The organism is Actinomycetospora flava, from assembly GCF_037400335.1.
Classification (GTDB): Bacteria; Actinomycetota; Actinomycetes; order Mycobacteriales; family Pseudonocardiaceae; genus Actinomycetospora; species Actinomycetospora flava.
On record NZ_JBBEGM010000017.1, the window covers coordinates 26,775 to 39,900 of the forward strand.

Here is a 13,126-nt window from a genome sequence, read left to right on the forward strand (position 1 = left end):
GCACCCGAAGTGTGGGTCGACTCGTCGGCACGCCGGTGCATACGCCGCGGCCTTCAGGCCGACTTGTCCCGCATCAACCACCGCTAAGCGCAAAGAGCGCGCTGACCCGCATGGAGCGCATTGGCACGCGCCATCTTGATCTGCGGTCCCTCCGCAGAGACCGATGAGACGGCGTTGCGCCGTGATCTCGCCGTGACCTACCATCGGTCGGACGCGGTCGACGACCGCCACGATTGCGGGAGCACTCATGGTACCCATGGTTCGGAAGCCCGGCGGCGGCAAGCGCGAGCGCGATCGCAACAAAGACGGCGCTTGGCGGCACAAGCGGAAGGACGCGGGGAAACGACGGAACCGCCGGTAGATCGAGCCTCCCCGCGTGCCATGATCGTCTTAATCCCACTCGTGGTGACGCATGGCCGGCAGAGCGAAAGAGTGCCCGGCAGTATGGGAAGCCCGTCGTCGCGACTGCTGAGCGCCAGACGGGTGAGGCCGAGCGACGGAATCCTTTCCGTTGTCAGTAGTAGTGGACAACGGGAGCCATCCTGCCATCTCCTCTGCACGTCAGCTCGAGGTCGAAGGGCGAGGCATGACGCGAGCGTCTGGACCGCTGGAGATCGACCAGGACGCACCCTGGTGGCGTCGACCGACCATCAAGGCGCTCAGCGGTTCGCCCACGCGGATGCTGCTGACGATGATCTCGGGGATCGGCGGGACAACGACAGGAATCGACTACACAAGAAAGAGTCGTTCCATCTGGCGGCGATCTCCACAGCACAGTTGTACACACCTTCAACCGTAGAGCAATTGACTGGGGCGATCAATAGGCTTCCTGCCCACCCTGGCTTCAAGAGAACCATACGAGAAGAACTCTCCGAACGTCGTCGGCGACACGGAGGCGGCAGGGTATTCGAGATTGGGACAGCGACCCATAGAGGCCGGATCATCGACCGCCAGGGATTCTACGACGACGAGCTTCCCGACCAGTTCCTTCAGGTGTGGTTGACGGCATATTTTCCGATGCCAGCTACAAGCGTTCTGGTCGCAACCTTCGTCTTATGCGAGGAATCAGGATCGCTATACGACATACTTCGGACCGACGTGCCCTCGACGATCGAGGACGTTCGCGTCCATGTACACGGCCGTTTCGGGAAGTTATATCGCGCGTACCGTTCGCGCGCCCTAGGCGAGCTGGGTTCTCGTGGTGCCGAGAGCCGCCTGAACTTGTGAAGCGCCGGTTGACATCGCAGTTCATTATGGACCACGAGGCTGCTGCACTAGCGTGGCTAGACAAGCGCTTCCCTGGACGTATGTAGGATGAGGATAGGCGCGACCGAACGACGCTGCCGCTTCTCCTCACTCATCGAAGCGAGCCGCTTCGCGATCGAAGCCGTGGGCTTGCACCCGTCGGGCTGGACTACGAAGTCGCCCCGTGGGTTTCGGAGGTTCGCGGAGCTTGGAAGCTAGTGCTCGACCCGGTTGTGGTGATGTCCGACTTCCGCGGCTTTTTTGCTGCGCGTCGAGGAAGTATCTGTAGAACGACACGTCACAGTGGTTCGTTATCATCCCGCTCGGCCGGCTTCCAGTTCCACCGCATGTTTAGCTCATCGGTCGCTCAATTAGCGATAGTAGACCTACTGCACCTTTATGAGAAGGGCCTAAACGAGACTCGCGACACCGCAGGCAAGCGAGGAAAGCTTCGTGGAGGAGTTAGGACCGCGAAGTATCTTGACCGCTATCTCCTGTCTGACGGTCTCGACATAGACGCTATAGTCGCCGAGGCAACAAACTACGATATCGAGGGGATGCTTCCCTATTGGCTGAAAGGTGGTATGAGCTTCGATCTATCCTGGCTGGACGAGTCGGAGGTGGACGAGGAGCTTAGGTCTAAGACCCTAGCGGGTGAGCTAGACGAGAGTGTTCGCGCCGCCGCGGACCGACTCGGGAGTGTCTGGAGCTCCACACATCAGACGATCGCCTCGTCAGCTCAACTCAAGCAATCGGTGGCTTCGATACGGCTGTCCCTTGCCAACACAATTCTCTCCCTGGTTGCCATCTTCGTGGCAGTCATAAGCATCGTTGTGGCATGTAGCAGCCAATCTAGCGCCCCGCAGATCGCTCCTCCGGCACCAGTCCTTCTAAGCCCGACTACGATCTCGAAGCCGTAGAACCGTCTGCACGTCTTTCGAATTGTCGTCGACGAGATAGCGGCATCTTCGGCTGCGGGCGCTCGACGATCTACCACGCGCCCCGCGAGGCATGAGCGACAATCCTTGCCACTCCGACCGCTTCCTGGCGCGAGGATACGACTTTAATAGTCCTGCTCGTACAACTCTCGCATGTCTGCCTCGTACTCTGCTTGCGTCTCCCGCTTGAAGTCGAGCCTCTGGTGGACGCTGTCGCCCACAGCTTCTAGGAGGTTGGCGACAGCATCGAGCCCGTTGTGGAAGCTCAAGTAGTCAAGCCTTGAAACGCTCTCGAGCGTTGGGCTTCCGTCCTGGCGCTCGTTGTAGCGGAACTCTTGGCTTGTGGGATCGAGTTCGTCGAACTGCTTCAACAGGCGGGCCGTTGCCGTGACGGACTCGTTGGCCACGTCCTCACCGGCTTCCTCCATCAGCGCATGCAGCTCCTTCCACAGGGGCCAGAGGCCATGCCGGCGGAGCTTGCCTCTGTCTTTGTCGAGCAGGAGCCGGTGAACAACTACTAGTGACTTAAGTTGCAGTTCCATGTAGTGGCGCCAGACGGAGGCGAAGGCAAAGAACACCGTGTCCAGCTCGTCAGTATGTCCTCGGTCGACTACCTGCTGCGCCAGGAGATCGGCTGCTTTGCGGTAGCCCATGAGCCGCCCGTTGAGGGCGTAGCCCCTGCTCCGCTGCCAGTCGAAGAAGAAGATTGTCTGAGGGTTGTCCCCCACCGCTAGAAGGTCGTGGTTAGGACCAGGCCAGTTGATGCCGAAGTCCGTGAAGTCCGGAGGCTCGTCTTCGTTGTTCAAGCTGCCTCTTACCCTTATTTGCAGAGTCCGGAACTCTGCTACTCAGAGATGCGGTTCTATCTGCCCACCGCGTAGTGATGAGGTGTTGCGATGGCGCTCTACCCGATGCTTCGAACCGACTTTCGTCGCCGAGGCGATTTGAGGAGATCGAGCATTGATTCATCGGGCATTTCCGAGGCCCTCTCCGCGAACTCCTGCAGGATACTGAATAGGTTGCGCTCCGTGCGGGGGTGAGCCAGACGTTCAGCGAGAACGAACGACTCGATGGCGTCCCACGTACTCGTGAGACGACCGTGTGCCACAGCCATAACCTTCCCCTCATCGAGGATGTCGAAGGCGATCATCCCGACAATGCTCTGATAGTAGTGCGCCACATCGATGACCGCGTTTTGGTGCTCGGCTTTCAAATCAGACAAGGGCGTGTTGGCCGGGTAGTTTGCTCGGAGATCGTCTATCACGAGTCGGTAGTGCCGGTAGAAGCTCGCATCGCGGAATTCGGATAGGAGTAGCCTGACTGCGTCGATATGGTTGGCCTGGCGAGCCACTCGCAGCTGTCGCGTCGTCAGGAAGGCTGCCACCAGAGAGACCACGATCGCGACGAGGCTCAGGGCAACGGGTAGGTCCACAGTGTCGTCCCCCACAGCAGCGTTGTCGAGCTGGGTCCGGGCTTGAGATGCGACACCTCTACCAGAAGCAACAGGTGTTTCTTGGAAGGACCTGCCGCACCTGGGACACCTCGCGGCTCGGCGGTACGAGCGGTTGACGGCACACCCGGAGCAAGTCGTAGGCGGTGGCACCGGTGCCCTTCCTCGTGAGCCGAGGGGGTCCTACGCCGGAAGAAGCGCGTCGCTGCCCGTCCGGTGCGCCCGACGGCCTGGTGGTGTGGCAATCCGGGCACGTCGGCCTTTGACGAGCGAGGTCGGCAAGCGTGACGTGGCCTGGGTCGCGGCCTGAAGCCGGCCGGATAGCGTGGCCTCGTGGCGGGGCGCGGGCTGGCCTGGGTGGTGTTGTCGGTGGGACGAGGCGGACCGACGAGATGAAGATCGCGACCTACAACGTTAACGGCGTCAACGGGCGGCTGCCGGTCCTGTTGGAGTGGCTTGCCGAGGCCGGGCCGGACGTCGTCTGCCTCCAGGAGCTGAAGGCGCCGCAGGAGAAGTTTCCCGCCGCCGCCATCCGCGACGCCGGGTACGAGGCCGTCTGGCTGGGACAGAAAAGCTGGAACGGGGTCGCGATCCTGGCTCGCGGCGAGTCGCCGGCGGAGACCCGCCGCGGTCTCCCGGGCGAGCCCGATCCGGGGCAGTCGCGCTACATCGAGGCAACCGTGAACGGCATTTTGATCGGCTGCCTCTACCTGCCCAACGGCAACCCGGCTCCCGGTCCCAAGTTCGACTACAAGCTGGCCTGGTTCGAGGCGTTCATCGGCCACGCCGCGAGCCTGCTCGCACGCGGCGTTCCGGTCGTCCTGGCCGGCGACTACAACGTGATGCCGACCGACCTCGACGTCTACAAGCCGGAGCGCTGGGTCGACGACGCCCTGTTCCGCCCCGAGGTGCGCGACGCGTTCCACCGGCTCGCCGCGCAGGGCTGGACGGACGCGCTGCGGACGCTGCACCCGGGCGAGCGGACCTACACCTTCTGGGACTACTTCCGCAACGCGTTCGGCCGCGACGCGGGCCTGCGCATCGATCACCTGATGCTCAGCCCGGCCGTCGCGGCCCGGCTCGTCGCCTCCGGTGTGGACCGCGGCGTCCGCGCCAAGGAGAAGACCAGCGACCACGCGCCGACCTGGATCGAACTGACCGACCCGCTGTAGCGCGCCCACGTCGGGCGCTGCGACGGACCTGTCGACTGCCCGGCCCTGGTCGGCGAGCACCCGCGCGGGCGGGCGCGCCCCATCCTCGGGTGACCAGCAGCCCGAGTACGGATGCGAGCAGGGGTACACCCCCCCCCGCAGCGAGTGCTGACGAAACCAGAGGACTGACGGAGCCACGTGGACTAGTAGGACGCGGGATCACGAACCAGAGGCGGCCGGCCCGGCCGCAATGAGTTGGTCGGCGCCGTGGCACGCCTCGTGGCACGAAACAGGGGCTACCGACGACGCCGAAGAGCACCGCGTGACGGCTCGCGAGGACGTTGTTGCTGGTAGAGGCCCTGGTGAACGTGATCGTCCATCTTTGCAAGGTGGTGCCTGGCAGCTCGACCCGAGCAAGCAAGTCCACTCGGCTTCGGCCGAGACCGAGCTGAGTCGATTCCGCGGCGACGTCGCCGGCGGGCCCGGGCCTCCGACCTACGCCTCGTCGGCGGACTCGCGCTGCAGGTGGAGCCAGGCCTTGGCCTGACCGAGTGCCCACGGCAGCTCGCCGAACGTGCCGCCGACGAAATGGTCGTCGACTCCGCTGCCGGCTGGGTCGAGGTAGTAGAGAACCCATCCCTCACCGTGCTTGGGGTGTTCGGTAAGCATCGATCCCTCGCCGAAGACGAGGATCGGTGTTTGGTCCGAGTCGAATACCTCGAGTCCAGGGTCGTGCTCGTAGACGACTCGAACTGCCGGCTCGGCGTAGTGGGTCGGCGATGGCGGGCCTGCGGGGCTTGGCGCGACGCCTGGTCCGCCGTCTTTGTCGGGCGGTCCGAGGTAGGTTCCCCACCCGTCAAAGGAGACGCCGCAGCGGTCGGCTATCCCGTCGAGAGTAGCCAGGTCCTCATCGCTTAGCTCGGACGCCGCTGAGTACGCCTGGAGCGACCAGGTGCCGTCGAGGTCGGTCGGCTGTCCCTTTACCAGGAAGCCGGCCCGCCTTAGCTCCGCAGCCGCATCGTGCAGCGGGGCGGGCGCGCCGCAGAGGAAGAAGAGCTCCTTGGTCATCGCGCGACCGACAGCTCCCGAAGTCGGGGCCGCCTCGCCACTGCTCAGTGCGGGATCGTCTGAGCGACCGGCGAATCTAGGGGTCCTGGACGGGCCCGCGCTGGTGAAGCGCTTAACGGGCTCTGACTCGCCGCGGGGCCCGGCAATGAGTGCGATCGCACCGACAACGAGGCCTAGCGCAGCGAAGGGCAGGGCGAGGACGTTCGCGACCTCGGCGCCCCGGGTGCCTTGGCTGAGCAGCCACACGGTCGACGCGCCCAGCGCCACGACGAGGGCGATCCACCCCACGGCAGGCCACCAGCCGCGCGAGCGCTTCATAGCTAGATCTTATGACGGTGAGCCTTGCGCCTTGCGGGAGTTGAGCGCGCAATTGGCACGGATGTCGGCGGCGATCGGGCCGTCCGGCTCGAGCAGCTGCTGGGCAGGGCGGGATGGGAGAGGTCTACCGCGCAGCCGACAGGCGCAAGTGGGACAGGCTTGGCGGAACTGGCTCTCCGCGAGGGGAACCACGCTCGCGATCCTGGCGCCCGCCTTCGTGGTCTCCTTCGTGGCCTCAAACGACAGCGACCGGTGGAGTGGATGTCTGTCGCCGGACCGTGAACTCTGCGACGTGCACCGTTGGACGCAGTGAGGACGTCGTTGCGGGTGAAGAGAGTTCTCGTAATGCGTGTTTCGTGTAGCTGCTGATCGGATCGAGCCACACCTGTGTCCTACGGCAATAGGTGCCCTACTATCTGTGTGGTCGGGATTGGCGTACTGATGCTGCGCTCCGGGGGGCTTTCCCGAGCAGCACCCTGCCCGTCAAACCGGAAGGCCAACATGGCGCAGCGCACTACCGTCACCCTGCTCGATGACCTCGACCAGAGCGAAGCCGACGAGACCGTTGAGTTCGGTCTGGACGGGGTGAGCTACGAGATCGACCTCACCGAGAAGCACGCGGCCGCGCTGCGCGACGCGTTCAAGGACTTTGTCGAGCACGCGCGACGCACCGGGGGACGCCGGCGGGGCAGCTCGACCGGCAGTTCGTCGCGGGCTCGATCAGGAAGTCGCGGCGGGTCCGGCGACCGCGTGGGTGGCGCAACCTCGGTCGATCGCGAGCAGAACCAGGCGATCCGGGACTGGGCCCGCACCCAAGGCATGACCATCAGCGACCGCGGCCGCATCCCCCGCGAGGTCACCGAGGCCTACCACCGCGCCCGCTGAAGCGACCGGCTCGCCCACGGACAAGTTCGCGCTTGCGGAGAGCCCCCCGGCTCGTCACGCCCCGTGGCCTAGCAAGCGAGCCTCGTCTCGCGCGGCGCGAGCCGATTGCGTGCTCGCCGGCATCGACCAAGCTCTGGCCGCCGCCCGCGACCATCACGTGCGCCGGCCCCGTCGATGCGCCGGCGGGGCACGCCGGTGCGGCTTAGCGGATGGTGACCAGCGAGGCGTACACCCAGCACGTTGGACAGGTAGGAGTTGGCGGCGGGGTCCAGGTCGCCGCCGCAGGTGATCAGCCGCAGCTCGGCGCCGGGGGTGTCGCTGTAGACCGCCGAGGTCGGGAAATCGTCCTTGTTCACCGTGTCCGTGCGATACACCCGGAAAGTCGCGGTGCGCCCGTCGAGGCGGGCCACGTCGACCTCGTCCCCGGGGCGCAGTTCCGAGAGTCGCGCGAACACGCCTGGTCGCCCGGCGCCGTTGACATGGCCAAGCACCACCGCAGGCCCGGGATCGCCTGGGGTGGGCCCGTTGACATAGAGACCGGCCTGCTCGGGTTCCGAGACCGGGGGGACCTCTACGGTCTTGTCAGGGTTGAGCCCGAGCGGTACGAGCGTCGACGAGGCGGCGATCTTCGCGATCGACACTCGCGGGAGAGGACCCGACGAGAAGGACGATCCGACGGGGTCGGTCGGAGAGGGCGACGACTCCACGACCAGCGGCGGGACCGACGAGGTGGCCGCGGGCTGGCTGCATGCGGTGAGTGTGAGCATCGCGGCCGCGGCGAGGGCGGTCAGCCAGCGCGAGATCGGTGGCATCAGGAGGAGCCGGTGTCGGCCGAGCCCTCGGGGACCACGCGGACCTGGGTGCCGCTGGTGGTCGCGACCGACCCGTCGTCCCGGGTGGAGGAGCCGCCCGCGAGCCCGGGCTGGGCGAAGTGTTCCTCGCACGCGATCCCGTCGCGGTCCGCGTCGAGCCTGTCGGGGTCCGTGCTGTCCTGCGCGAGGTGTGCCTGTGCGGCGGCCTGGGTCGGGAAGTCCGGGCAAGCGAGGTCGGCGCCACCGGACGTCGCGCCGGTCGACGCCGAGGACCCGGCACCGGTGCCGCCGCTGCCCGTGCCGACGAGCCCGCTGCCTGTTCCGCCGCCGGACGTGCTGGGGACGGGCGTCGGCTGGACCGGAGGCTGGATCGGGAGGCTCGGTCGAGGCGACCCGGTCGCAGAGCCGCTCGGGGCGTAGGGGTGGGTGTCGCAGGCCATGCCGTCGTGGTCGGCGTCGAGGTTGTTGACGTTGTTAATGGCCGAGCCGCCGTTGGCGGTGAAGTACGCCTGCGCCTGGGGCTGCGAGGTGAAGTCGCTGCAGTTCTTGTCGGCGGCTGCCGCGACGCCGGCCCCGAGCGCGAGGCCGGAGGCGACGAGGGCCGTGCAGAGACCGGCCGCGATGCGGCCACGAGCGTTGAGCAACGTCAACTCCCCTGAGCTGCGGGCGAGGTTCGCCCGGACTCAGCCCCCGTCGGCCCCCACTCCGATCTTGTTACGTCTTGTGTCGATCTCGTCGCTCGGAGTCCACAGGGCGAAGCCAATGGGTGGACAAGCGACACCGAGACCAACAGCCACGGCGGAGCCGCGGGCGGCCGAGGCGCTCGCCGCCCCGTAAGCAAGTGGCCTCGGTCTAGCCGGCGACCCAATCAAGAGCGGTATGTACTCGCGAACGTTCGCCGGTCGGGAGGAAGGCCGCGGAAGTCGCCTCGCGACGGTGGTGATCGTGAGAGGTTGACCGGGTGGGGGAGAGCTTCGGCCCGTACCGGCTCGAGCGTCTGCTCGGACGGGGCGGCATGGGTGAGGTCTACCGGGCCTACGACACCGTCCGCGTGCGCACCGTGGCGGTGAAGCGTCTCCACCCGTATCTGCGGGATCCGGCCTTCGAGCGGCGCTTCCGGCTCGAGGCCGAAGCGACCGCGCAGCTGTCCTCCCCGCATGTGGTGCCGATCCACGACTACGGCGAGATCGACGGACGGCTGTTCATCGACATGCGCCTGATCGACGGGGCGGACCTGCACACCGTGCTGGCCCGGTCCGGGCCCCTGGCGCCGGCCCGGGCCGTCGAGGTGGTGCGCCAGCTCGCCGACGCCCTCGACAGCGCCCACTCGGTCGGGCTGGTCCACCGTGACGTGAAGCCCTCCAACGCCGTCCTTGCCGGGGCGAGCGGGCGAGACTTCGTCTACCTGGTCGACTTCGGCATCGTGCGGGCTGCTGGTGCGACCGCGAGCTCGCCGTCACTGGCCGCCCCACTGACCGGAACCGGCATGGTGATCGGAACCCTCGCCTACATGGCACCGGAGCTGTTCACCGGCAGCAACGCCACCCCGGCCAGCGACGTCTACGCGTTGGCGTGCCTGCTGTTCGAGGCCCTCACCGCGCGAGCGCCGTTCGTCGGCGAGGGCGCCGCGCTGATGCACCAACACCTGGCCGGCCCTCCGCCCCACCCGCACCATGTCCTGCCCGAGGTGCCGGAGAGTCTCGGGGACGTCGTGGTCGCAGGTCTGGCCAAAGACCCGGCCGCGCGGCCGCCGTCAGCCGGGGAGTTCGCGGCGGCCGCGGTCGCGGCCCTGCAGGGGCTGCCCAGCGGCGGTAAGGCCGGTGGTCGCGGGGTCCGGCAGTCGGCGATCCCGACCGCCCTCGGCGCCGTGCCCGCGAGTTCCGGCATCCCCGCGGTGTGGGCGCACACCGGCGACCACGCCCGTGGCCCGACCCCGACCGCACAGGGTCGACTATCGGAGATGGCGCGTCCCCTGTCGCGCTTCGCCGAGCCGGAACCCAGCGACGGGATCTTTCAGGGTCCTCGGTTCCGGGTCGTCACGCTCGTGGTCAGCTTGGTGGCCTTCGCGCTGGGCACGGCGTATGCGATGGTGCCGTTCTCGAGGTGCCTCGAGTCGCCCGAGTACCTGTGTGGGCCGCGTCCGATGACCCTGACCTGGTGCGGTCTGGGCGTGATCACGGCCGCGGTGGTGCTGGCGCTGACCGGCCACGTGAGGGGCCCGCGCTCCAAGCATCGGAACACGTGGTCGGGCATCGCCATCGTGCTGATGCCGCTGAGCCTGCTGCTGATCACCCTGGCCTACATCGATCCGTACTAGCCCGGTGAGGCCGTTCGAGACGGTGTCGTGGCCGGCGACCGGCCCGCCGCCGAGTCCGCGCCTGCCCACCCTCGGCGGGGCAGCGGCCGACGGGGCGAGACGGGGGCGAGACGGGGCGACCACGACTCGCCCGGGTCCCTGAGATGTCGCGGAACGATGCACCGGCACTCCCCGTCGGGTGCAGCATCGAGGCCATGTGCGAAGAGGCGAGCGAAACAGGCCGGGCTGACCGGCAGGGTGAAGCCGTCCACGGGCTCAGCCCGATGTCAGGGGCGCGGTGGAGCGGGCCGCTTCTGGGCAGCGGTGGGGACCTCGCCCGAGAGGGGCCCGAGCAGTTCTGGCAGCGCCTCATCGCCCAACTCGAGGCCGAGGCCGACCAGGTACGAGCGCACCCGCCGCCGGAGCCTGGGCCCACGAGGTGAGACGCGTAGCAGCGACCAGGTCGATCCGAGTTCAGTGTCGACGCTCAGTGTCGACGGTCGGCTCGCCGTCCTCGAACAGGCTGCCCTTGCCGGGCAAAGCCTGAGAGCCATGGACACCGGACGGGTGCGCTGCGCCAGGACCACCCCGGCCACGCGTACGCGCTCCGCCCGTCGCAGCCCGCGCGAGCAATCCGGTTCTGCGGCGCCGTCCGTGCCGTGGGGAGGACCCAGTGGGGGCCTGCGCGTCCACCGCGGATCAGTCTTCGTCCATGAGCCAGGCGATGAGGACGTGGTGCTCGTCGACGGCGATGACCCCGGCGTCGAAGGTGGCGGTGGTGAGGGGCTGCCAGCCTCGTTGGCCGGCGGGGCGGTTCCAGCGGCGTAGGGGGCGGTTGGTCCACCAGCGGGCGTCGGGGTCGGCGTAGGCGGTGATGGCGTCGGCGAGTTCGACGGCGCGGTCGGGGTCGACGCGGCCGGTGCTGGTGTAGGCCATGTCCTCCTCGATGATCTCGGCGAGGGCGTCGCGGGCGGTGGCGCGGTCGATCTCGTCGAGCTGGGCGACGTGGGTGTTGTCGGGCCAGGTGCGGAAGCCGCCGCCGTCGCGGTCGGTGGTGCCGGGCCACAGCGCGGCGGGCGGGTTGGCCAGCACGGCGTCGAGCGCGGCCTCGGCGTTCGGGGCGGGAGGTCGTCGGGTGCGGACCATGGCACTACTGCCGCGCTCGGTCTCGACCGCATCGAACAGGGCCCGCAGCTCGGGCGGTGTCGCGGGGTCCTCGAGGTCGCCGTGGGCGAAGCGGGAAGGCGGCACGCGGGGCAGGGCCGGCTCGGGATTGTCGAGGGCGTGGATCACGGCGCGGGCGTGGTCGGCGTCGATCTCGGGCGCGGGGCCGGTCGCGTCGGTGGTGACCTCGGGCAGCAGGGCGCGGCACCCGCTGCACATCGAGATCGCGGTGAGCGTCCCGTCGGCCTCGACCCGATAGGTGTCGACGGTGATCTCGGTGATCACCAGCTCGGCAGGTTCGAAGCCATGGCTCCACAGCAGGGCGGAGACCGCTCGCGCTGGCGTGTGCCTGGCGTCGTCGTGGCTGACCCCGCTCGCAGAGCGTCGCCGGTCAAACATCGGGTACATGGCGAGCCGCAGCTCGGGGTGGCGCGGATCGCTCCACACCGCCTCGCTCCGCCGGGTGCGCCGGTCCACCGCGACGCTGAGCTGCGCCCACCCCTGACCGTCCCCGCATCTCACCGGTGGCCGTCCTTCCAGGAGGCGACCCGACCGGGCGCTTCGCGGGTCGAGTGGCGCCTCGGCGGTGGGCGGTAGGTGAAGTCGAGGGTCTCCAGCTCGGGGTCGGCGTCGACCGCGGCGACGACGTCGACGGACCCGATCAGCCGGGTGCCCCACAGGTCGTAATCGCTCCACAGCAGCCACGAGCGGTCGGCGGGCCAGATGTTGTCGGGAGTGAGCCCGCCGGGGTTGAGGCGGGCGGCGTCGAACACCGCCCGCAGCGGTCCGGCCAGCACGACCGGCGTCATCGGTACGGGACTGTCAAGCGTGTTGTAGAAGCAGAAGCACCGCGCCCCCGACCCACCGGAGGTGTGCTCGACCAGCACAGCCAGCAGCCGCTCGGCGCTCACCAGGTCGAGGCTGCCCTCCGGTGGGGTCTGGATCGACTCGGGCCAGCTATCTATCGGGAACCACCCGAACGACGGCGGGACCGGGTATCCCTCGAACTCCCCGCCCGTTAGCGGGGTGTCGAGACGACGGGCGAGCTCGCTCCAACGCAGCCGTCGCCACCCCGCGGGCGGCGGCTCGCCAAACGGTGTCGACTCGTAGGCCAGGATCCCGATCCCGTCCTGTCCGGGGTGCTCGTCGCGCCAGCGCTGTTCGAGGGTGCGTGGTATCCCAAGTGCGGCGGCTTCCGGGTCCTCCCACATGCCGTGCAGCACCCACGTCTCGGCCGGCCACCCCAGCGGCGCATAGCCGAGGAGCGCGACATCGTCCTGGGCGGCGAGCCAGTCCAGCTCCGAGTCGTCAACCTCGCGCAGCTCTCCCAGCTCCGGCTTTGTGCTCACTCGGAGATCGTGACTTACAGGGCCTGGCCAGCGCAGGCGAATAGCCCAGCTGGACCCAGGCATCCCCCAGCAGCTCTTCGCCGCCGACCTCACCACGCATTTCGCCATTGGCAAGGCAGTCCCGATGACCAGCCTGGCCCGCTAGACCGTATGGAGGCCGGCGCCTCCGCTCGTAAGTTGGCGCGGGTCACCGTCGTTGGTGGCGGTGCCGCACGGGGAGGCGCCGGTGCCTGGTGAGGGTAGTTGGATCGGGTTGGACGTTCACGCGCGTTCGGTCGTGGGCTGCGTGATCGACGAATCGAGCGCGGAGATCCGCACGCAGCGGATTGAAGCGCACCGGGTCTGGTGGAGGCTCTGGGGTGCCCAGGGACGTCTAGACGGCCCACTCGGCCCCCATCGGGCGCCGGACGCGCAAGCGCCTCGCACCCGCCGCCCCGGGCCCACGAACCC

11 protein-coding genes and 1 pseudogene are annotated in these 13,126 nt (G+C 67.9%); 5 read left to right on the forward strand and 7 right to left on the reverse strand.

Features of this window, described 5'->3' with window-relative positions:
- The first annotated feature begins 633 nt into the window (after positions 1 to 633).
- Together WCD58_RS29505 and WCD58_RS29510 are read left to right on the forward strand one after the other, a co-directional pair.
- Positions 634 to 1,227, forward strand: coding sequence for a hypothetical protein (locus tag WCD58_RS29505; RefSeq protein ID WP_337706705.1), 594 nt, complete (start codon positions 634 to 636; stop codon positions 1,225 to 1,227).
- Positions 1,228 to 1,592: 365 nt separating this feature from the next.
- Entirely contained in the window at positions 1,593 to 2,165 is a 573-nt protein-coding gene (locus tag WCD58_RS29510; RefSeq protein ID WP_337706706.1) for a hypothetical protein, read from the forward strand.
- A 143-nt stretch (positions 2,166 to 2,308) separates the two neighbouring features.
- Here WCD58_RS29510 and WCD58_RS29515 read toward each other — a convergent pair whose 3' ends face one another.
- Positions 2,309 to 2,989 (reverse strand): hypothetical protein, encoded by a 681-nt coding sequence (locus WCD58_RS29515; protein ID WP_337706707.1) that lies wholly within the window; start codon positions 2,987 to 2,989, stop codon positions 2,309 to 2,311.
- A 98-nt stretch (positions 2,990 to 3,087) separates the two neighbouring features.
- Entirely contained in the window at positions 3,088 to 3,786 is a 699-nt protein-coding gene (locus WCD58_RS29520) for a DUF4760 domain-containing protein (protein ID WP_444876331.1), read from the reverse strand.
- Positions 3,787 to 4,025: 239 nt separating this feature from the next.
- Between WCD58_RS29520 and xth the strand changes: the two genes are divergently transcribed.
- Entirely contained in the window at positions 4,026 to 4,805 is a 780-nt protein-coding gene (xth, locus tag WCD58_RS29525; RefSeq protein WP_337706709.1) for an exodeoxyribonuclease III, read from the forward strand.
- Between the two features lie 474 nt (positions 4,806 to 5,279).
- Here xth and WCD58_RS29530 read toward each other — a convergent pair whose 3' ends face one another.
- A complete protein-coding gene (locus WCD58_RS29530) occupies positions 5,280 to 5,852 on the reverse strand; it encodes a ribonuclease E inhibitor RraB (RefSeq protein WP_337706710.1) in 573 nt (190 codons plus the stop codon).
- Positions 5,853 to 6,671: 819 nt separating this feature from the next.
- Between WCD58_RS29530 and WCD58_RS29535 the strand changes: the two genes are divergently transcribed.
- A complete protein-coding gene (locus tag WCD58_RS29535) occupies positions 6,672 to 7,055 on the forward strand; it encodes a histone-like nucleoid-structuring protein Lsr2 (protein WP_337706780.1) in 384 nt (127 codons plus the stop codon).
- Between the two features lie 233 nt (positions 7,056 to 7,288).
- On the opposite strand, the pseudogene WCD58_RS29540 reads toward WCD58_RS29535, so the two are convergent.
- Positions 7,289 to 7,867 (reverse strand): annotated as a pseudogene (locus tag WCD58_RS29540) (class F sortase); the annotation flags it as partial.
- Complete coding sequence (locus WCD58_RS29545; RefSeq protein ID WP_337706712.1) at positions 7,867 to 8,511, reverse strand: excalibur calcium-binding domain-containing protein; 645 nt, start codon at positions 8,509 to 8,511, stop codon at positions 7,867 to 7,869. The pseudogene WCD58_RS29540 and the gene WCD58_RS29545, both read right to left, overlap by 1 nt.
- 317 nt (positions 8,512 to 8,828) lie before the next feature.
- Between WCD58_RS29545 and WCD58_RS29550 the strand changes: the two genes are divergently transcribed.
- Positions 8,829 to 10,184, forward strand: a complete 1,356-nt coding sequence (locus tag WCD58_RS29550; protein ID WP_337706713.1) for a serine/threonine-protein kinase — start codon at positions 8,829 to 8,831, stop codon at positions 10,182 to 10,184.
- 678 nt (positions 10,185 to 10,862) lie between these two features.
- Here the strand turns inward: WCD58_RS29550 and WCD58_RS29555 are convergent.
- On the reverse strand, positions 10,863 to 11,612 hold the full coding sequence (locus WCD58_RS29555; RefSeq protein ID WP_337706714.1) for a hypothetical protein: 750 nt from the start codon (positions 11,610 to 11,612) through the stop codon (positions 10,863 to 10,865).
- A gap of 233 nt (positions 11,613 to 11,845) precedes the next feature.
- Positions 11,846 to 12,676: a hypothetical protein gene (locus WCD58_RS29560; protein ID WP_337706715.1), complete on the reverse strand. Its 831-nt coding sequence runs from the start codon at positions 12,674 to 12,676 to the stop codon at positions 11,846 to 11,848.
- Positions 12,677 to 13,126 lie beyond the last annotated feature (450 nt).

Bases quoted from the DNA above. Each gene is read 5' to 3' on its own strand.
- WCD58_RS29510 (WP_337706706.1), top strand. From the start codon at position 1,593: ATGTTTAGCTCATCGGTCGCTCAATTAGCGATAGTAGACCTACTGCAC.
- xth (WP_337706709.1), top strand. From the start codon at position 4,026: ATGAAGATCGCGACCTACAACGTTAACGGCGTCAACGGGCGGCTGCCG.
- WCD58_RS29530 (WP_337706710.1), bottom strand. From the start codon at position 5,852: ATGACCAAGGAGCTCTTCTTCCTCTGCGGCGCGCCCGCCCCGCTGCAC.
- WCD58_RS29535 (WP_337706780.1), top strand. From the start codon at position 6,672: ATGGCGCAGCGCACTACCGTCACCCTGCTCGATGACCTCGACCAGAGC.